Annotated in this window: 16 protein-coding genes; 7 read left to right on the top strand and 9 right to left on the bottom strand. The window is 31.4% G+C overall.

All coding sequences use genetic code 11. The features are described from left to right. The first annotated feature begins 56 nt into the window (after window positions 1-56). From rfbA to rfbB, 4 genes are read left to right on the top strand one after another with little or no spacing between them, the layout of a single operon-like run. Window positions 57-932, top strand: coding sequence for a glucose-1-phosphate thymidylyltransferase RfbA (gene rfbA / locus ABNT61_RS06980; protein ID WP_348745365.1), 876 nt, complete (start codon window positions 57-59; stop codon window positions 930-932). 2 nt (window positions 933-934) lie between these two features. Next, window positions 935-1,489, top strand: a complete 555-nt coding sequence (rfbC, locus tag ABNT61_RS06975; protein ID WP_348745364.1) for a dTDP-4-dehydrorhamnose 3,5-epimerase — start codon at window positions 935-937, stop codon at window positions 1,487-1,489. A gap of 1 nt (window position 1,490) precedes the next feature. Continuing rightward, window positions 1,491-2,342 carry a dTDP-4-dehydrorhamnose reductase gene (rfbD, locus tag ABNT61_RS06970; protein ID WP_348745363.1) on the top strand — a complete coding sequence of 284 codons (852 nt, stop codon included), beginning with the start codon at window positions 1,491-1,493 and terminating at the stop codon, window positions 2,340-2,342. 4 nt (window positions 2,343-2,346) lie between these two features. After that, window positions 2,347-3,396, top strand: coding sequence for a dTDP-glucose 4,6-dehydratase (gene rfbB, locus ABNT61_RS06965; RefSeq protein WP_348745362.1), 1,050 nt, complete (start codon window positions 2,347-2,349; stop codon window positions 3,394-3,396). 60 nt (window positions 3,397-3,456) lie between these two features. Here rfbB and ABNT61_RS06960 read toward each other — a convergent pair whose 3' ends face one another. The 6 genes from ABNT61_RS06960 to porU form a co-directional block, all read right to left on the bottom strand. Then, entirely contained in the window at window positions 3,457-5,325 is a 1,869-nt protein-coding gene (locus tag ABNT61_RS06960; protein WP_348745361.1) for a LysM peptidoglycan-binding domain-containing protein, read from the bottom strand. Between the two features lie 38 nt (window positions 5,326-5,363). Further along, window positions 5,364-6,899, bottom strand: coding sequence for a glutamine-hydrolyzing GMP synthase (gene guaA, locus ABNT61_RS06955; RefSeq protein WP_348713021.1), 1,536 nt, complete (start codon window positions 6,897-6,899; stop codon window positions 5,364-5,366). Between the two features lie 48 nt (window positions 6,900-6,947). Then, window positions 6,948-8,009, bottom strand: a complete 1,062-nt coding sequence (locus ABNT61_RS06950) for a ketoacyl-ACP synthase III (protein WP_348745360.1) — start codon at window positions 8,007-8,009, stop codon at window positions 6,948-6,950. A 228-nt stretch (window positions 8,010-8,237) separates the two neighbouring features. Continuing rightward, window positions 8,238-8,720: a cytidine deaminase gene (gene cdd, locus ABNT61_RS06945; protein WP_348745359.1), complete on the bottom strand. Its 483-nt coding sequence runs from the start codon at window positions 8,718-8,720 to the stop codon at window positions 8,238-8,240. Window positions 8,721-8,793: 73 nt separating this feature from the next. Further along, on the bottom strand, window positions 8,794-9,876 hold the full coding sequence (gene porV / locus ABNT61_RS06940) for a type IX secretion system outer membrane channel protein PorV (RefSeq protein WP_348745358.1): 1,083 nt from the start codon (window positions 9,874-9,876) through the stop codon (window positions 8,794-8,796). A gap of 39 nt (window positions 9,877-9,915) precedes the next feature. Next, on the bottom strand, window positions 9,916-13,296 hold the full coding sequence (porU, locus tag ABNT61_RS06935; protein WP_348745357.1) for a type IX secretion system sortase PorU: 3,381 nt from the start codon (window positions 13,294-13,296) through the stop codon (window positions 9,916-9,918). Window positions 13,297-13,480: 184 nt separating this feature from the next. Here porU and gldJ point away from each other — a divergent pair, with 184 nt between their 5' ends. Together gldJ and ABNT61_RS06925 are read left to right on the top strand one after the other, a co-directional pair. Then, window positions 13,481-15,187 (top strand): gliding motility lipoprotein GldJ, encoded by a 1,707-nt coding sequence (gene gldJ, locus ABNT61_RS06930; RefSeq protein ID WP_348745356.1) that lies wholly within the window; start codon window positions 13,481-13,483, stop codon window positions 15,185-15,187. An 83-nt stretch (window positions 15,188-15,270) separates the two neighbouring features. Continuing rightward, on the top strand, window positions 15,271-16,530 hold the full coding sequence (locus ABNT61_RS06925) for a UDP-N-acetylmuramoyl-tripeptide--D-alanyl-D-alanine ligase (protein ID WP_348745355.1): 1,260 nt from the start codon (window positions 15,271-15,273) through the stop codon (window positions 16,528-16,530). Here the strand turns inward: ABNT61_RS06925 and ABNT61_RS06920 are convergent. Beyond that, on the bottom strand, window positions 16,523-17,374 hold the full coding sequence (locus ABNT61_RS06920) for an N-acetylglucosamine kinase (protein WP_348745354.1): 852 nt from the start codon (window positions 17,372-17,374) through the stop codon (window positions 16,523-16,525). The genes ABNT61_RS06925 and ABNT61_RS06920 overlap by 8 nt on opposite strands. A gap of 144 nt (window positions 17,375-17,518) precedes the next feature. Between ABNT61_RS06920 and ABNT61_RS06915 the strand changes: the two genes are divergently transcribed. Then, window positions 17,519-18,256 (top strand): tyrosine-protein phosphatase, encoded by a 738-nt coding sequence (locus tag ABNT61_RS06915; protein WP_348745353.1) that lies wholly within the window; start codon window positions 17,519-17,521, stop codon window positions 18,254-18,256. 33 nt (window positions 18,257-18,289) lie between these two features. Here the strand turns inward: ABNT61_RS06915 and ABNT61_RS06910 are convergent, their stop codons facing one another. Continuing rightward, complete coding sequence (locus tag ABNT61_RS06910; protein WP_348745352.1) at window positions 18,290-20,701, bottom strand: polysaccharide biosynthesis tyrosine autokinase; 2,412 nt, start codon at window positions 20,699-20,701, stop codon at window positions 18,290-18,292. Window positions 20,702-20,711: 10 nt separating this feature from the next. Then, window positions 20,712-21,482 (bottom strand): polysaccharide biosynthesis/export family protein, encoded by a 771-nt coding sequence (locus ABNT61_RS06905; protein ID WP_348745351.1) that lies wholly within the window; start codon window positions 21,480-21,482, stop codon window positions 20,712-20,714. Window positions 21,483-21,506: the final 24 nt, after the last annotated feature.

Below are 21,506 nucleotides of genomic sequence, written 5' to 3'. Positions count from 1 at the left end.
ATTATAGAGTATCTAGCTTAACTTTTTTTAATTTAGACTTTTATAGATTTATTAAGATGAAAGGAATAATATTAGCTGGAGGATCAGGAACTAGATTATATCCAATAACAAAGGGCATATCAAAACAATTACTTCCGGTATATGATAAACCGATGATTTATTATCCTTTATCTGTTCTAATGTTATCTGGAATCAGGGAGATTTTAATAATTTCTACTCCTTATGATTTGCCAAATTTCAAAAAATTATTGGGAACAGGTGAAGATTTGGGAATACAGTTAAGTTACGCTGAACAACCTTCGCCAGATGGCTTGGCACAAGCATTTATTATCGGGGAAGAATTTATTGGAAATGATGATGTTTGCATGTTACTTGGTGATAATATTTTTTATGGCCATGGCTTACCAGAGTTATTTCAAAAAGCTATTCATAATGTTCAACAAGAAGGAAAAGCTACTATTTTTGGATATTATGTAAAAGATCCAGAACGATATGGTGTAGTTGAGTTTGATAGTAATGAAAATGTTGTTTCAATAATAGAAAAACCAGAAAACCCTAAATCTAATTATGCCGTTGTTGGTTTGTATTATTATCCGAATTCTGTAATTAAAGTAGCCAAAGAAGTAAAACCATCAGAGAGAGGCGAACTTGAAATCACTTCAGTAAATCAATATTATTTAGAGAATGACCAGTTAAAAGTAGAATTAATGGGCAGAGGTTACGCTTGGTTGGATACAGGTACTCATGAATCGTTAATGGAAGCTGGCCAGTTTATAGAAACAATAGAGAAAAGACAAGGTCTTAAAGTAGCCTGCTTGGAAGAAATAGCTCTCTATATGGGATATATTTCAAAAGAACAGGTTAGAAAATTAGCTGAACCACTTAAAAAGAATAATTACGGACAATATTTATTGAGCCTAGTCCAAGAATAACAATGAATTTTATTAAAACTAAAATCCCTGATTTAACTATTATAGAACCAAAAGTATTTGGAGATCATAGAGGTTATTTTTTTGAATCATTTAATTATAAAGAGTTCAAAAAGAATATTTACGAAGTAAACTTTGTTCAAGATAACGAGTCAAAATCGTCCCGAGGAGTGCTACGTGGATTACATTTTCAAAAACCGCCATTTGCTCAAGCAAAATTAGTTAGGTGTATAAAAGGAAAAGTATTAGACGTAGCTGTTGATATCAGAAAAGGGTCACCAACATATGGAGAATATGAAATAGTTGAATTGTCAGAAGATAATAAAAGGCAGCTTTTTGTTCCTAGAGGTTTTGCGCATGGATTTGTAGTAATTTCTGAAGAAGCGATTTTCTCTTACAAAGTTGATAATTGGTATTCTCCAGAGCATGACTCTGGTATATTATGGAATGATGCTAGTTTAAACATTGATTGGCAAATTAATCCTGAAGAAGTTTTACTTTCTGAAAAAGATAAAGTACTTCAGGTATTTGAAAATCTAGATAGCCAATTTACTTACTAAAATGAATATATTAGTTACAGGTTCATCTGGTCAATTAGGAACAGAAATTCAACATCAATCAAAAGAGAGTAGGCATACTTTCTTCTTCGAAAACTCTAATCAATTAGATATAACAATTCAGGAAAAGGTAAACAGTTATATTAAAGATAATAAAATTGATTTCGTCATTAACTGTGCAGCATATACTGCTGTTGATAAAGCGGAGGAGGAGTTAGAAAGAGCAAACTTAGTCAATGCTCAAGGAGTAGAGAATTTAGTGTTAGCCTTAGGGAATAAAGGAAAAATGATTCATATTTCTACGGATTATGTTTTTGATGGAAATGCTAATGTGCCATTAAAGGAAACAGATACTACTGATCCAATAAACGCTTATGGAATCTCTAAAAGGATAGGAGAGAAGTTTTTTTTGGCATCTAATGTGCCTGGAATAATTATAAGAACATCATGGTTGTACTCTAGTTTTGGAAGTAATTTTGTTAAAACTATGATGAGATTAGGGAAAGAAAAATCAGAATTAAAAGTGGTATCAGATCAAATAGGTTCTCCAACATATGCTAGAGATTTAGCAAATGTTTGTTTACAGTTAGTAGAGAACGATTTTTCGGATAAACAAAGAGTTTATCATTATTCAAACTCTGGAGTTACATCTTGGTTTGAGTTTGCGAAAGAAATCATGACTATAGCAAATCTGGATTGTGAGGTATTACCAATAAAATCCGATGATTATAAAACTCTGGCTAAAAGACCATTTTATTCAGTAATGGATACTTCAAGAATTAAGGAAGATTTTAATTTGAATATTCCATTTTGGAAAGATTCATTAAGAGAATGTATAAATAACTGTCAAAACTAAGTAGATGAATAACATATTAATTACAGGAGGTGCTGGTTTTATTGGATCACATGTTGTTCGATTATTTGTAAATAAATATCCGGATAAAAATATTATTAATCTAGATGCTTTAACGTATGCAGGCAATTTGGAGAACCTTAAAGATATCGAAACATCAGAAAATTATACTTTTGTTAAGGCAGATATTTGTGATTTTGACACTGTTGATTCAATTTTTAAACAATATAAAATTGATAGTGTTATACATTTAGCTGCTGAATCTCATGTTGATAGATCAATTAAAGATCCTTTATCATTCGCAAGAACTAATGTAATGGGAACCTTAAGTTTATTACAAGCAGCAAAAACAAACTGGAATGATGATTTAAAAGGTAAGTTGTTTTATCATGTTTCTACAGATGAGGTTTATGGGAGTTTAGGAGATGATGGTTTTTTTACTGAGAAAACTGCTTATGATCCACATTCTCCATATTCTGCATCTAAGGCTTCTTCTGATCATTTTGTGAGATCTTTTCATGATACATATAAATTACCAATTGTAATTTCGAATTGTTCGAACAATTATGGTTCATTCCAATTTCCAGAAAAATTAATACCTCTTTTTATAAATAATATTTGTACAAATAAAGAGTTACCGGTTTATGGTGAGGGTAAGAATGTAAGAGATTGGTTGTTTGTAGAAGATCATGCTAGAGCCATAGATTTAATTTTTCATGAAGGGAAATTAGGAGATACGTATAATATTGGTGGTTTTAATGAATGGAAGAATATTGACCTTGTTAAAGTTCTAATTAAAACCGTGGATAAACTTTTAGGTAATCCTCAAGGAACTTCGGATAAATTAATAACTTTTGTGAAGGACAGAGCAGGGCATGATTACAGGTATGCTATAGACTCTACAAAATTAAAAGATGAATTGGGATGGGAGCCTTCATTACAGTTTGAAGAAGGAATAGAGAAAACTGTAAAATGGTACCTAAATAATCAAGACTGGGTTAAAAACGTTACCAGTGGAGATTATTTAAAATATTACAAGGAAATGTATGAGAAATAAATAAAAAGCCGATATAATTACTATATCGGCTTTTTATTTATTTGTTGTTTAATTGTAGTGCTATTTTAATCTCTCAAGAGTTAGGTCATTATTGTAACGAACAATAAATAATCCATTATTACTAGTTGATCCAAATAACTTTTTACTAAAATCAAATTTGTTTTCTAATCGCATTGATACTCCTTCTTTATAAGTATCAGTTAAGTCTTCACCAGAAGCCAATCTAATCAATACATCATAGGTTAAATCAAAACCTCTAATTGCATATTCGGTAGGCACATCCTTATTTCTCTTACGATATTTTCGGACGAAACTTTGGAGGTTGCTGTCATTTTCATCTGAAAAATTATCTGTAACAAAAGTAAAACCTATTCTAGCTAAGGTATTGTTGTTAATTCCATCAAAAGCTGCCGTTTTATCTATGGTAAATACTTGCGCACTTACATCTTCGGGAAGGACAACCATACTATTGATAGCATCAGCAATATGAGACTTTACGTCAGATGTTAATATTACCCAGTTATGAACGTTAGGTTTCATGTTATCTGTGAATCGTTCTTTCTTTATATACCCTTTTTCTGGTTTTAAAGTAAAAATATTTTTAATAGAGTCGTTTTTCTTAAACTCCTTTTCCAGATATTCTAACTGCTCATTCGATTGCTCCTTTCCGTCACTAACAATAAAAATTGTTTCACCATTGTATATTTCATTCAAATACTGAATTAAGAAATTACTATGAGTTTCTTTATCTGGAGCTGATTTTATTATTCTAGAAGAAGAAAAATCATCCTGACTTTTTGAAAAGTGAGGGAAAACAACAGGACTATTTACGTCTTCTGCGACTTTTTCAACTTGATTTGAATAAAATGGACCTATTATTACATCCTTATCATCAAGCTTATCGTCTTTTAGAATTTTCTCAACTAATTTACCTCTGTTTCCAGTATCGAAAACCGAAACATCAACGTTAATACCATTAGCTTTGATTGAGTCTAAAGCCATTTCAGCTCCTAAATAAAAATCAGTAACCATATTTGCAACTCTCGCACTGCTACTAGATTTTCTTACATCAAAAATATCTTCCGAAGCTATAGTATCATACTCACGAGCTTTAAATGGAAGTAAGAAAGCAACTTTTATAGGATCTGTTACAGCAATTGTATCAATATAAATTGAACTACTATCTGTTGTTAACTCTTCTTCTAAAGGTCGAATTCTTAATATTTGACCAATAGATAAACTATTATCTTTTAACTCTGGGAACTCAGGATTTAAATTCATTAGTTCCTCTTTTGTGATATTATAAAAACGAGTTAAACTATAAATAGTTTCTTTTGGTTTAACCGTATGAGTAACATGGTTTTTAAGGTCTTCTTCTCTGGATATATAAATTACCTTTTTCTCGGCAACTTTTACCTTTAGTTCTTGTCCAACACTTAAAAGATTGTCCTTAATTTTTGGAAATTCAGGATTCAGTTTTATTAACTCACTTTTGGATATATTATAAGTTTTAGTTAATCGATAAACCGTTTCACCAGGTTGTACAATATGAGTTTTGTACTCATACACTGTTCTTACGATTTGAGTAGAATCAGGTGCTGTTTTCACTTTATCCTCCTCTGTAGTTGGTTCATCTTGTGTATTATCAGTTTCTGTAACTTCACCTTTATCTTCATCAGTTTCCTGAATTAAAGGTATAGTCTTTTTAAATTCTGGATTAGGAATTACGATTGTGCTATTAGCTGCAGGATTGTCTCCAACATCTGGATTTAGTCTTTCTAAATCTTCAGTTTTAACATTAATTCGTTCTGCAATATCTCTCATAGATTCTCCCTCTTTAACTTTATAAGAGATGTATCTTTTCTGTTGACTACAAGAAACTAGAATTGCTAAAACACATGTGATAGCCCAAAATTTTATTTTACTCATATAACTTTTATTAAACCAAAAACGAAATGTTTATGAATTTATTCCCACTCAATTGTTGCAGGTGGTTTAGAGCTAATGTCATAAACTACTCTATTTACACCTTTAACGTTATTTATAATTTTATTTGATGTTTTTTGTAAAAACTCATAAGGTAAATTTACCCAATCAGCGGTCATTCCATCAGTACTTTCAACAGCTCTTAATGCTACTACTTTTTCATAAGTTCTTTCATCCCCCATAACTCCTACTGAGTTGACAGGTAATAAAATAGCTCCTGCTTGCCAAACACTATTGTATAAACCGCTTTCCTTTAATCCGTCTATAAAAATAGCATCTACTTCCTGCAAAATACGAACTTTTTCTGAAGTGATATCTCCTAAAATTCGAATTGCTAATCCCGGTCCAGGAAACGGATGTCTTCCTAATAACTCCTTATCAATTCCCATAGAGGCTCCAACACGTCTTACTTCATCTTTAAAAATCATACGTAATGGTTCAACTACTTTTAGTTTCATAAAGTCAGGTAATCCACCTACATTATGATGACTCTTAATTGTAGCAGAAGGTCCTCCATTTACAGAAACTGATTCAATTACATCAGGGTATATTGTTCCTTGAGCTAGCCATTTCGCGTTTTCAACTTTCGCTGCTTCATCATCAAACACTTCAATAAAGATGCGTCCTATGGTTTTTCTTTTCGTTTCAGGATCACTTATTCCTTCTAAAGCTGATAAAAAACGTTCAGATGCGTCTACACCTTTAACGTTTAATCCCATTCCTTCGTATTGCTTAAGTACACTTTCGTACTCATTTTTTCTTAATAATCCATTATTAACGAAAATACAATGTAAGTTTTGTCCAATTGCTTTGTGTAAAAGTACACCAGCAACTGTTGAATCTACACCTCCTGAAAGACCTAAAATTACACGATCATCACCTAATTTCTCCTTTAGACCATTCACAGTAGATTCCACAAATGAGTTTGGAGTCCAGTTTTGCTCTAATTCGGCGATATCAACTAAGAAGTTTTTCAATAATTGTGTACCATCAGTTGAATGATATACTTCTGGGTGGAATTGAATAGCATAAGTAGTTTCGCCTTCAATTTTATATGCGGCATTTTCTACGTCATGAGTACTTGCTAATAAAACTCCATTTTCAGGTAAGTTTTTAATCGTATCTGAATGACTCATCCAAACTTGACTTCCTGTAGATATATTTTTAAAGAAGTTTTCTCCATCTTTAACAAAAGATAAATTAGCTCTACCATATTCTCTAGTATTAGATGGTGCTACTAAACCTCCTGAAAAGTGCGCTAAATATTGTGCTCCGTAACATACAGCAAGAAGAGGTTTCTTTCCTCTAATTCCTGATAAATCTGGATGCGGTGCTTCTTCTGATCTTACTGAGTATGGACTACCGGATAAAATCACTGCTTTAAAATTGTCTAAGTTTTCTGGAATTTTATTGTAAGGATGAATTTCACAATAAATATTTAACTCTCTTACACGGCGCGCAATTAATTGCGTGTACTGCGAACCGAAATCTAAAATAAGTACGTTGTGTTGTTGCATCCGCAAAAATAATAGTTTGATTTTATTTTTGCCCTTATTTTTTAGATTTTAATAACGATAAACAATTGCGTTAATATTCATACCTGCTCCAACTGACGCTAGGATAATTACATCCCCTTTTTCTACTGTATGATTTTCGATTTTATTATTTAAAACCAAATCCAATAAAGTAGGTACTGTAGCGACTGAACTGTTTCCTAATTTATGAATACTCATAGGCATAATAAACTCAGGTACAGGTTTTTTATAAAGTCTGTAAAAACGTTTTATTATAGCTTCATCCATCTTCTCATTGGCTTGATGAATGAATACTTTTTTTACTTCTGATATATCAACATTACTTTTATCTAAGGCAATTTTCATTGCGTTAGGAACATGAGTTAAAGCAAATTCATAAATTTTTCTACCATACATTTTTATATAACGTACGTTAGGATCTTCGTTTTTGTCGTATGAGTTTCCGAAGAAAAGGTGATAAGCTTCTTTCTTCGCAAACGTTTGCGAAGCATGACTTAAAATACCACTTTCAGTTTTGTTAGAAGCCTGAACAATACATGCGCCTGCTCCGTCACTATAAATCATTGAATCTCTATCATGTTTATCTATAACTCTCGATAGAGTTTCAGAACCAATAACCAAAACAGTTTTTGCTATTTCTGCTTTAATGAATGCTTTCGCTTGAATAACACCTTCTATCCAACCAGGACAACCAAATAAAATGTCATAAGCAACGCAATTTGGATTGTCAATTTTAAGTAAATGCTTAACACGTGTAGCTAAACTAGGTAAGATATCACTCTGTATAGCATTGTTTTTAACATCTCCGAAATTATGAGCAAAGATGATATAGTCTATGTCTTCTGAATTGATACCGGCATTTTCAATAGCCTTCTCAGCGGCAAGATAACCTAAATCTGAAGCGTTAAAATGATCTTCTGCATATCGTCTTTCTTCAATTCCAGTAATTGTTTTAAATTTTTCAATAATAACCGTATTATTAGATCCAAATGATGAACCATCGGCATTTAAAAATCTATTACCACTAAATTGTTTATTTTCCTTCTTAATGTTTGGAATGTAACTTCCAGTACCAATTATTTCTGCTGTCATCTAAATAAATGTTAGGGCCTACTATAACAACAAATAAAAAGGATTTAGTGTGTATAACCTATTAATTATCAATCGGATCTTTTATTTTTACGAATATTGAAATTTCAATACGTGTTAATTTCAATATTCTTAAAATTTAGAGGTTAAAAATACGAATATGAAACCGGGTTCCTTTTGATAAATGCATTATTTTAATTTAAAACCTTAATTTTTTGAATTATTTAAATTCTATAAATAAGAGCTGTCAAAAGAAAAAGGTAGGAGAGAAGCTAAAGATGTTACTTTAATAATTTTGCCCGTTTCTCCCATGAAAATAATTTCTATAGGTTCTTTTTGATTGAATTCATATTCATATAAAGCTTGACGACATGCTCCACAAGGACCAACTGGATTTTTAACTTCAATTTCAGAAGAAGCAGCTGTAATAGCAATTTTTTTAACAATCATATTTGGATATTGTGCTCCAGCACTCCAGATAGCAACACGCTCTGCACACATTCCTGATGGATAAGCAGCATTCTCCTGATTATTCCCTGTAACAATTACACCATTATCTAAAAGTATTGAAGCTCCAACTTGAAATTTAGAGTAAGGAGCATAAGCGTTATTTCTTGCTTCTATAGCTTTATCCATTAAATTCTGTTCATCTTGAGAAAGTTCTGAAACAGAATCAAACATTTTTGCTTTTAAAGAAAAATCTATTTCTTTCATAAAAATTAAGAGTCAAAAAAAGCAGTCTCAAAAGACTGCTTTTAATTTTTTACTAATATACTAAAAAACAATATTAATAGTCTTCATAAATTTCACCGATGTCAAACGCTAAAGAAAAACGTAATGTGTTTTCTAATGGATTGTTTACATCCGATGTATTAATTAAGTATGATAAATCAACAGAAAAAGCTTGAGCTGTAAAACCAGCACCCATAGTGAAAAACTTTCTGTTTCCTTTAATTTCACTCTCATTAAAGTAACCTGCTCTAACTGCGAATGCATTGTTGTACATATATTCGGCACCTAATGACCAATTTACCTCTTTTAATTCTTCACTAAAATCTCTATCTCCTAAAGAAGTGAACATTCCTTCAAACCAACCTCTTGAAGAAGCAGTACCACTAGAAGGTACTAGTAATTTTCTAAACTCTACATTAACGCCTAAAGTATTATAGTCATCGAAGATAAAGTCAAACCCACCTCCTAATTTACCAATAGTTGGAATAAAGTTTTCTTCACCTGGCGTGTATTCTACTTTCGGTCCTATGTTTGCAACGTTAACACCAATACGGTAACGTCCGTTGAAAGTTCCATAATTTTCTTCGTCAGATTGGTAGTATGCTGAAATATCTACAGCAAACGAGTTAACGGCTTCTAAAGAATCATCAACATCTAAATTAGAGTTAATATATTTTAAACCAACTCCCATAGAAAAACGCTCGCTTAATTTTAAAGAGTAATATCCGGATAAAGCAAATTCAGTTGGGTTTTTAAAACCAGTTGGTAATCCAATATCATCTGTAAGTTCAATTCTTCCTAAAGAGAAATATTTTAAATCAACTCCCCAAGCACTATTTTCACTAAACCTATTTACTAAAGATAAATTTCCTGCGAAAATATCATCAGTTAGATTACGTAACCAAGGTACGTAGTTTGCCCCAATACTTAATTTACTTTCATTGAATGCTATTTTAGCTGGATTATGAAATAAAGAGAAAGCATCTGAAGAAGTTGCAACTCCAATATCTCCCATACCACCCGCTCTTGCATCTGATGTGATTAACAAGAAAGGAAGCGATGTTGTAATAGCTTTAGATTGGGCAGTGGCTTTAAAACCTAACCCAATTAATAGTGTCAGTAGTATAAATTTTTTCATTTTTAATTTTAACATTGTTTTGGCAAATATATAATTTTATTATAGTATAACGAGCTTCTCGTATTTTTCGGAGGAAAGGTTACTTACTGTTGATCTTACTTTTAGTTTATATAAGTATACACCTTTCCCTATTTTATTTCCGAAATCATCTAAACCATTCCAATTAATTGATCTTGATAGTCCACCTGTTGTCTGTACTGTTTCGTTAATGGTTTTAACCAATTTCCCTGAAATAGTAAATACTTGAACCTGAACTTCTAATGGTTCATTCGGTTTGTTGTGATTAAACCAAAACTCCGTATAATTAGTGAAAGGGTTTGGATAGTTCAAAACATTTTCTAAGAGTAATTTAGTATCACTCACAACCTCAAAAGTTAACGTAGCTTCAGATGAATTATTATATGTATCCCAAGCTTTTATTTTTATTGTATGTGTACCAACTGTTAGATCTCGTAATTGATAATTAACAATTCCTTTAGTAAAATCATCAAGTTCTGTTTCGTAAAAATCATTGAGTATGATCGGTTCGGATTGATTATCATCTAAAATAGCTACAATATCATGATCAACAGCGGTTATTGATGTATTAATACCACTAATATCTGAAAGCTTTATAATTAGATTAGGAGAGCTGTTGGTGGTCCCTCCATCAATAAATGACTCATCATTCATAAATAATTGAATGTCTGGTCCAATTAAATCTTCCGGAGCGTTATCATTAATTCCTCCTACAACAACATCTAAATTAATACCAGATTTATCAATTTCCTGGTTTTCTGCATAAAAACTAAACTTAGCATTACCGTAAGTAATTTTAATATCTTTTGGCACGATAAATTCAAAACTAAAGTTTCCATTTTGAGCTGATGATTTTCCGCGAAAAATCTTACTTTCTTGAGAATCGAATGTATTTATGATTCCAAAACCATCATTATCTAAAGTTGTTTTATCAATTGGTTTATCAAAGATGGTTGTAAATACTGTTCCATTAAAATTGTTTAAAGGAGTGCCTGAATTATCGGTAACAATTCCGTCAATTTTAATTCTTGAAAGCGCTTTTAATGTATCTATAGGCTGTGTAATGGGAACATCATTTACTCTACTAATACGTATATCGGGTTTTGGTATAGCAAGTTTCATCGCTGGATCTCCGAAATAGTAGATGAAAAATCGCTGGCTACTCGTTGTTTCGTTCTTAGTTTTGATTAGGTTTTTGGCAATGGCATCATCGGCGTTATCAAAATCTAGAACATATTTTGTGAGTTCTTTATTAAAGGCTTCTCCTAAAGAAATAAAAACATCTCTCGTGGTAGTAATCATACTTACGGCTCCACCATTAGGATTGAGAAATAATTGTTCTCCAGCGGTATCTCTCAAAGGGTTATCAAATCTTGAGAATTCACAAGTAACAGTAATAAATAAAGGTAAATTACTATTATTGAATTCTTGTATTTGAGGAATTTCTAATACCCTTTCTGCTGCTAAACCGTCTTCACCACCATGTCCAAAATAATCAAATACTAAGGTTCCTTTTTCAATAGTGTTCGTAATTGCGTTTTTTACTTGAGGATATCGTTCACCACCAGAAGAATTTTCCTGTCTAAAAGCATCAGCATAGATTTTATTTACATTAAATATAGGTTTGTATTTTTTAATGCTATCTGCAACTTCTTCTAAACCTGATTGTAAGGTTGCGTCTGTAGTTACATCTATATCATCAGCAACAAGTGTCACGGTATTTCTCCAATCTCCGAATGAAGATGTATTGTAATAACTTAAAATTTTATTTACAACATTGTTTGCTTGCTGAACCGTGGTAACAGGAATTCTACCTGAACTGATATCAATATTATCATTTCCTAACATTCTTCCATCAGTATCATCAATCATTACAAAATAATCATCGGTAACATAAGATGAAACCAAATCAAAACTTTGAGTAGCATGGAATGTTGGCATTACGTTATTATTTCCAGAAATACGATCTTTATAATCATATGATGAATCACCAAAAAAGCAAACATATTGTAGTTTGTTTGATGCGGAATTGTCGTACAGGTATTTGATGAAATCTCTAATTCCAGTAACATCTGGACTACCTGATGCGAATTCATTATATATTTCTGAAAGTAATACTACTCTAGAATTAAAACCAGAATTATTTTGATGATAATCAGCTAAACGTTGTGCTTCATTAAATAGTTCGCTATTGGTAATAACAAGATAATCAATGTCGGTTAAAGCGTGTATGTTTTGATTAGCTACTCTACGATCTTGTATTTGAGTTGGTGTATAATAGTCATTTTCATTAACTACAACATATTCGTTTAAATTACCTCCGTTTGATTTAAAAATAAAATTAGAATTTGAAGCAGATTCGTTTTCTACATTGGTAATATTAATAGGATCTGTAACATTCCAAACTCTGAATATTTCAGTAGCGTTTCCAATAGTGTAGTCTACTATTCCCGTAGCTTTAGCCTCTGCAAAACTTCTAAACGTAAATTGTTGTCCAGATGAGGTTAGATTTTTCTTACCAATAACCTCAATATAGTCTAAAAACGCTCTAGCTGAAGGATTTCCATTGTTATTATAATCTAACTGAACTGAGATTGTATTGGCTGAATTTACCAGTGATGTGCTTTGTCCATATCTTGCTAGTCCTGATGATGTTGAGTTTGAAACAGGAGGGAAACCGATTGTTGGAGCATTAAAACCATTTACAGTGATATTCATATTTGAAGCTGTAGTGGATTGTGATGCTGCAGTTACTTTAACTGTTATAGGATTTCCGGATGCGGCATTAGGAAATGGAAGATTGAAATCTTGAGTTCGATTAACTGAAAAGTTTTCCCCGAACCATAATCGACCAACGGCAAGTAAACTTACATTTTCCTTTTCGTAAAAAATATAATCATCATAAGTATTGATGGTAGTTGTTGAAGTTCCAGTTAGTACAGCTTGATTAGTAATTCTTTTCCCAGGAGTATCAGCAACCGTTATGAAATAGAATGCTTGATCCGTATATATGTTTTGAACGTGTGATGCTGTTTCATTTGGAATATCTACAGACCAACTATGTGGGCCAATTCCGTAGAATAAAACATAATCGTTACTATCAAAACTACCATCGGCTTCACCGCTAACAAATATTGAATTTTCTTGTAAATCATTATATCTGAAGTCTGAAGCTAATTCAGGAAGGGTTTTACCACCATTACCGTAAATTTTTATGTTTCTAGGATCAATAGAATTCGGATTTAATCCTAAATTGCGCAAGAATTCGGCATTTATTCTGAAAACTCCTGTAGTGTCAATTGCAAATTTATACCATGTACCGTTAGAAAGTACAGTGTTTGAAGTTTGACTAGTACTGGAAAAACTTAAAAATAATATAAGAAGGAGTAGAAGTCTTTTCATAAATTCAATTAGATAACGATATGGTTACTACATTAGTATATCTTTTGCAAGATTACTTATAATAAAATGAAAAAACAATCGTTAACTAAGAGTATTTCTAACATAATATAAAATTATTATATTTATATATTCGTATTAAATGATAAATGTTGTAAATTGCCAGACCCTAAAATTAAGTAAATACATGAAAAGTACATTTAAGTTATTTAGCTTTCTAATCATTTCCTTAGTTGTTTTATCTTCTTGCCAGAGTTCAAGAAGAGGTTCTAGTTCTTCATCTTTAACTGGGTGGAACTTTAACGATCCTAGCTATGGAAATTATTTAAAAGGAGAATTTAAAGATGGTAACGTACCTCCAGGTATGGTACACATTGAAGGTGGTACCTATACTATGGGATTGGTACAAGATGATGTAATGTTTGATTGGAATACAACTCCAAAACAAATGCACGTTCGTTCATTTTACATGGATGAAGCTGAGGTTACTAATGCTGAATATGGTTTATTCTTACAATACACGAAAGATGTATTTCCTCCGGAAGACCCACAATTTAAACATATTTATCCTTCAATCCTTCCAGATACTTTAGTTTGGAGAAAGGGATTAGGGAACACGAACTTATTATCAGAAAGTTATTTAAGACATCCAGCATATTCTGAATATCCAGTAGTTGGTGTAACATGGTTACAAGCAAACGAATACTGTAAATGGAGAACAAATGCAGTAAATTTAAAGATCTTAATGGATAAAGGTGTGATAACTAATATCTTTAAGGAAGATTCTTTAAAGTTTAAAGGGAAAAATAATTTTGATACTGATGTATATTTAGATCAACCATATGCATTGTTTGATGGTGATTCTACAATATATAAAAGAGGTATACCAGTTCCAAGAAAAAAAGGAGACCCAAAACCTGTTAAAGGTGCATTTACGGGTAGACAAGTTACGTCTTCGGATGGTATCTTATCACAAAAATTTAGACTACCTACTGAAGTAGAGTGGGAGTACGCTGCGAAAGCGATTTTTGAGAACAGAGAATATAACAATATCCGTGGTAGAAAGAAATATGCTTGGTCAGGAAAATATACAAGAAACAGATCTAAATCTCAAAGAGGAGATCAGTTGGCTAACTTTAAGCAGGGAAAAGGAAATTATAGTGGTATTGCTGGTTGGAGTAGTGATGGTGCTGATATCCCTAATGCTGTAAGAAGTTACCCTCCTAATGCATTTGGATTATACGATATGTCTGGAAATGTAGCGGAATGGGTATCAGATGTTTATCGTCCATTAGTTGATTCTGAAGCAAATGACTTTAACTATTTTAGAGGTAACATCTTTACAAAGAAATTGATTGATCAAGACGGAAAAGTTGTTATCGTTGATGATAGTCAAGTAGAGTTGGATACTCTTGTAAATGGGAAGGTTATGCCAAAGGCATTACCGGGATCATTTAGATACATTCCTATTACTAAGGATGATACTTACATGAGAAGAAATTATTCATTCGCTGATAATTCAGATTTAAATGATGGTGATCAAAAGTCTTCGAAGTTCTTTAATTTAGAAGAGGATCAGTTAGCAGGAAGTCCAAGAATGTATAATTCACCAATTAGACCGGAAAGCGAAAGAGATTCTTTAGGAAACGTTGTGTCTAAATTAGAGTATGATAAGAAAACAAGAAGAACTTTAATTAGTAATAAAACTAGAGTTTACAAAGGTGGTTCTTGGGCAGATAGAGAGTACTGGTTAGATCCTGCTCAGAGAAGATATTTCCCAGAATACATTTCAACGAATTATATTGGATTTAGATGTGCTACGGACAAAGTTGGACCTATGGTTAGAAACCAAAAGAAGACAGCAACTCCGAGATATATTTATTCAAGGAGATAATATTAAGTTATTTTATGTGTATTATAAAAAATGCACATTAATAAAACCTCGCTGATTTCAGTGAGGTTTTTTATTTTTACAATATGGAAATAAAAGAGCTTTACCGTTTATACAGGGAGAAGTATTTAGTTGATACGGATACACGAAAAATTAGAAAGGGAACTATATTTTTCGCTTTAAAAGGTGAAAATTTTAATGGGAACAAATTTGCCGAAGAAGCAATTAAGAAAGGAGCATCGTATGCCGTTATAGATGAAGAGGAGTATGCGACGAATGAAAAGATTATTCTGGTAAAAAATGTACTGAAGACACTTCAGAACTTAGCAAATTATCATCGCAGGGAATTAGGTATTCCTATCGTTGGTTTAACTGGTAGTAATGGAAAAACAACCACAAAAGAGGTTATTAATGCGGTACTAAGTAAAAAATATAACACTACGGCTACTTTGGGTAATTTGAATAATCATATCGGAGTGCCATTGACGTTATTATCAATGAATCCTAAAACTGAGGTTGGTATTGTGGAAATGGGAGCAAACCATCATGGTGAGATCAAATTATTATCTGAGATTTCAGAACCTTCTGTGGGATATATTACAAATTTCGGTAAGGCTCATTTGGAAGGTTTTGGTTCTGTTCAAGGAGTTATTGAAGCGAAGTCTGAATTGTATGGTTTTGTCATAAAATCAAATGGTAAAGTTGTGGTTAATCAGGAGGATAAAATTCAGATGGAGAAATCTAAAGAAGCAAATCAAATATTTTTTGCTGAATCAGTTGAGTTTATATCAGCCAATCCATTTGTGAGTCTGAGTTATAAAGATGAAATTATTCAAAGTAATTTATTAGGGCAATACAATTATAATAATATTGCAGCAGCTATAACTATAGGTCAGTATTTTAATGTTCAATTGGATGATATTAAAGAAGCTATTGAGAGTTATGTTCCTAAGAATAACAGATCCCAAGTCATAAAGAGAGGATCTAATGAAATAATTCTTGATGCTTATAATGCGAACCCAACAAGTATGAAAGCAGCGTTAGAGAACTTTGATAAACTCTCTGGTGAAAATAAAGTTGTTATTCTGGGCGACATGTTTGAATTAGGTAAGGATAGTGATGTTGAACATCAGAATATAGCTTTACTGAGCGAAGACCTTCATATAACTAAAGTGATGTTAGTTGGAAATAATTTTAACAGCGTTAAAATTACTTCTGCACTTAAATTTAAGGAGTTTGAAGATGTTAAATCCTATTTACAAAACAATCCAATGAATGAAAGTAAAATATTAATAAAAGGTTCTAGAGGAATGGCTCTAGAACGCTGTTTGGATTTTATTAATTGATATTTTCTTTGTGATATTCAAGAAGATTATCGATTGGGCGTTGAATTATACCGGTTACGCTTAAATCATGTTTATTAGCTACTTTTTCTAAAGTTTCTTTGAAATAATATGCTATTGAGCCAATGAAATAGATTGGAGTTGAATTATCCTTTTTATAAGGAAGTATTCTATATTTGAAAAACTCTTGAAATCCTTTCCTAATCAGCTTTTTAATGTATTTTTCATTTTTGAATTCAAACATGAATTTTGCAAACGTTGCTAAGTACATATTTGGATTAGGCTTTCTATACAAATTCATTTTGATATAGTCAGCATCTAAATTGAATTCACTTTCAAAGCTTTTAGCAATTTGCTTAGGCATTTTGTTGTAGTAATAATCTCTAATTAAAAGTCTTCCGAAATAATTTCCACTTGCTTCATCCATTATAGAATAACCTAATGATGCGGTTAACATTTCCATTTCTGAACCGTTAAAGTAACAGCTGTTTGATCCGGTTCCAAGAATGCAGACAATAGATGGGTTGGTTCCAGAAGCAGCGTAAACTGCTGCAAGCATATCTTCAGCTATATGTATTGAAGCATTTGTAAAAATACCTTTCATAACATCATGAAGTATCTGAACAGGTTTAGGTGTACCACATCCCGCACCGTAAAAATGTATTTCTTCAACTTCATCTTTTATGTTGATAAGCTGAAACATATTCACGATACGATTATTGAGTTCTTCACTAGGAACAACCGCAGGGTTTAAACCTAATGTTCTTGCTCTAAATACTTCATTTCTATTTTTGTCTAAAGCAATCCAATCTGCTTTTGTAGACCCGCCGTCTGCTATTAAAATCATCTCTATAATTCATTGAGTTATTCAAATATATATTTTCAATTTATCTTATACAATAGCTTGATAAAACTCAATCGTTTTCGAAATAAATAAAGTAGATTTTTGTGTAAAAAACAGTAATTTTGTTTAGTAAGAAAATTGATAATTATGTTTTTCTTTAAAGAAAAGACGATTCCACTGAATGAAATTTTTGGTGATTTATTTGTAGATATACATTCTCATTTGTTACCGGGTATTGATGATGGTGCTAAGAACATTGAGGACTCCATAGCCTTAATCACTAAGATGCATTCTTTCGGAATTAAAAACTTTATTACAACACCTCATGTATTAGGAGATGTTTATCCTAATTCAACAGAAACGATTAAGAACAAACTTGAAGAAGTGAGGGAAGTACTTAAAGAGAGAGGCTTTAATGATGTTAGGATTGATGCTGCGGCTGAATATATGATGGATGAGCGGTTTTCTGAACGATTAGAGAAAAACGATATACTTCCGTTAAAGGATAATATAATATTAGTTGAGATGTCATATTTTAATGCTCCTATTAACCTTTATGATATTCTTTTTGAAATTCAGTTAAAAGGGTATAAACCTGTTTTAGCTCATCCAGAACGATACAATTTTTACCATAATGATTTTCAAAGTTATTATAAATTAAAAAAAGCGGGTTGTTTATTTCAGTTGAATTTACTGTCTTTAACTGAACAGTATGGTACGAGTGTGAAGAAAACCGCTGAGAAATTACTGAAAGAGAATTTATACGATTTTGTCGGAACTGATACGCATCATAAAAATCATTTACGATTATTAGAAAAGATAGGAACAAAAAAAATAAAGAAGAATATAGAGGGATTAATTAAGAATAATTCAAAATTCTACTAATAAAAAAGGAGCTTCTTAAGCTCCTTTTTTATTTTAACTAAATAACTTTTTGTACCAAGGTTTATTATTTTCCTCTTGAATATTACCATACCCATAGCCATAACCATAACCGTATCCATAACCATATCCACGTTTCATATCGGTATCGTTAAGTATTATTGCCATGTTTGGAAGTTTATTTTCTCTATATAATGTATCAGGCACGGCTAATAATCGTTTATCTAAATAATTTGCTCTACTAACATATAAGAAAACATCAGCATATTTAGAAATTAATAAAGTGTCTGTTACTAAATTAACTGGTGCTGTATCAACAAGAACATAATCATAATCATTTCTTAATGTTTCAAATAACTCATCTATTCTAGGTGACATTAACAACTCAGCAGGGTTTGGAGGAATTACACCAGATGCAATTATATCAAGATCTTTTAATTCAGGAACTCTAAATTTCAAAGAATCTATTGATATGTCATTATTCGTAATATAGTTCGTTATCCCTTTTCGCTCTGGGATGTTTAAATATTCTGTTACTTTTGGCGCCCTTAAATCCATTCCTACCAGAATAACTTTCTTACCTGATAAAGCTAATGTGGCTGATAAATTTATAGAGATAAAAGATTTTCCTTCACCACTTGTAGTTGAAGTAATGAATATAGTCTTTCCTTGATTAGATTTTTCATTTCCAGTTAGCATAAAGTCTAAGTTAGTCCTAACTAATCTAAATGCTTCAGCTGCACTCGATCTTGCATCTGTTCCAACTACTATCTTTTCCTTTGTTTCTGAATGAGGAATATCACCTATAAAAGGAACCGAAGTTAAATCTTGAATATCCTTTTTAGTATGGACTTTAGTGTCAAGTAAATCTCTTAAATATATTATAATGAAAGGAATAATTAATCCTAAAACTAAAGCTCCGAGAAATATAATACGTTTTTTAGGAGAAACTGGAACGCCTGATCCATAGGCTTTATCTATAATTTTGGCGTTAGGAACAGTAACAGCGAGTGATATAGCTGTTTCTTCTTTTTTCTTCAATAAATATGTGTATAATCCAGCAATTATTTCTTGTTGCCTTGCAATGTCTAAAAATTCTCTTTCTTTTGATGGGATAGAGGAAATTTTTGAGTTGAATCTATTTGCCTCACTAACTAAATTATTAACGTTTAATTGAATAGATCTTTGTTGATTTTCAAGACTGTTTTCTAAACTTTTTCTAATACTATTAATATTCTCTTGAATTTCTACAATTATAGAGTTCTTCTCTCCAGCACTTTTGAGTAAACGCCTTTTTTTACTTAATAATTGATTATAATCGGAAATGTATCTAGCAACATTAGGATCCTGTAATCCTAAGTTAACAGGAAGAATATCTTCTGATTTTGATAGTTCCTCTTTTAAAGATTTTACAATACTTAACTGAATATTGGCATCAATTAATTTTTGTTTGTTTAAAGTACTTGTCTCAAGAACTAATTGTGCTTCGGATTGAATATCAGTCACACGATTTTTCTTTTTGAAGTTTTTGACATTATCATCTACGATAGCTAATTCTCCACCAACGTTGTCTAATCTTTCATTAATGAATTCAACAGTTTTTCTTGAAACTTCGCTTTTATCATTTTTTGCGTCAAGATTATATTGGTGAACTAATTCATCTAATACATCTTCCGCTTTTTGAAGAACCGATGATTGTAAAGAAAGTTTAAGAACACTTGAATTCTTATTTATAGGAGCAATAGCGACACTATTAATAAGACCATCTATAATTAAGTTGTCAGAATAAATATTAATGATAATCTTATTATTTACATATTCATTGTTAAAAAATGGTGTTTTCAGTAGTGATATACTTTCTAAATTAAAGGTGTTAGAATAGTGTTGTAGAGTTAGATTAAATTTTTCATCAAAATTTAAATTCTCTTTGATGAGGTTACCTTCAATATCAAAAATATCAAATTGATTTTCATTTTTAATTAAAACTGAAAAAGAGAAAGATTTACTATTTTTTGAAAAGAATAATGAATCTGAAAGATTAAATAAAACAGGAGTTTTATTATAAATTTCAGAATTCTTAACTCGTCCTTCTGAGATATATTTTACATTAAGATTTAATTTCTTTACAACTTTACGTAAAATTTTTCTGGACTTTAATATTTCAATCTCATTATCAGGGTTGTTACTTGATCCCGCACCAACTATTCCCAAATCTTTAAAGGCTTCTAATTCTGCTGATATTCCGGATTTTTTATTATCCTTAATCATTATTTTTGAAGAAGCTGTAAACTTGGGTGTGCTATACCTTAAATATAAGAATGCTAGTGCTAAACTGACTATCATACCTAATACAAACCATTTCCAGTGAATAAGATACTTCTCTAATTCAGCTCTTATATTAATGGTTTCATGCTCTTCTATTTGTGGTTTATTAATATTGATATTCATTGAAGAGAATTTATCTTGTTAATACGGCGATTAAAGAAACTATTATGGATCCTATAGATACGAAAAGCCCTGTATTTCGATTGAAGGCAGCATCTTGAGATGATGATTTATTAGGATCTACATATACCAAATCATTCTGTTGAAGATAATAAACAGGAGACGTAAATATTTTATTTGATCTTAAATCAATATCAAATTGTTTTTTCTTTCCATCAATCTCTCTAAATACTTTCACTGTATTTCTTTTACCTGTAATGTTTAAATCACCAGCTAAACCAATTGCTTCTAGAATTGTTATACGTTCATTAGGTATTGTATATGTACCAGGTTTCCTTACATCGCCTAAAACAGTAATGGTATAGTTTGCAATTCTAATATTTATAGTTGGATTTTTTACATAATCAGGATCTAGCTTATTTTTTAGTAAGGTAATAGTTTCTTGTCTCGTAAGTCCTCCAATTTTAAGTTTACCAATAACAGGGAAATCTATGTTACCTTCATTATCGATGAGATAAGTTTGTTGTTGAGGGGTTCCAATAGCTCGATCAGTAGTTGTAGCAAAGCTTACAGCAGGTAAGTTGAACGGTTTAACAGTTTCGAAATCTACAGCTGATACTGTTATCTGTAACAAATCATCTGGCTTAAATACCGTTTTATAAGAATTGGATACTTTGGCTTGTTCTATAGCGTCATTTTGAAAATAGGTTATGTTCTTTTTAGAAACACAAGAAGTAATGCTAATTGTAACAAGTATTAGGAGAATTATTTTTGCTTTTTGCATGTGTAAATTTTTTGCGAAAGTAAT

The organism is Tenacibaculum sp. 190524A05c (assembly GCF_964036595.1).
Classification (GTDB): Bacteria; Bacteroidota; Bacteroidia; order Flavobacteriales; family Flavobacteriaceae; genus Polaribacter; species Polaribacter platacis.
This window is presented reverse-complemented; position numbering and strand designations above follow the sequence as displayed.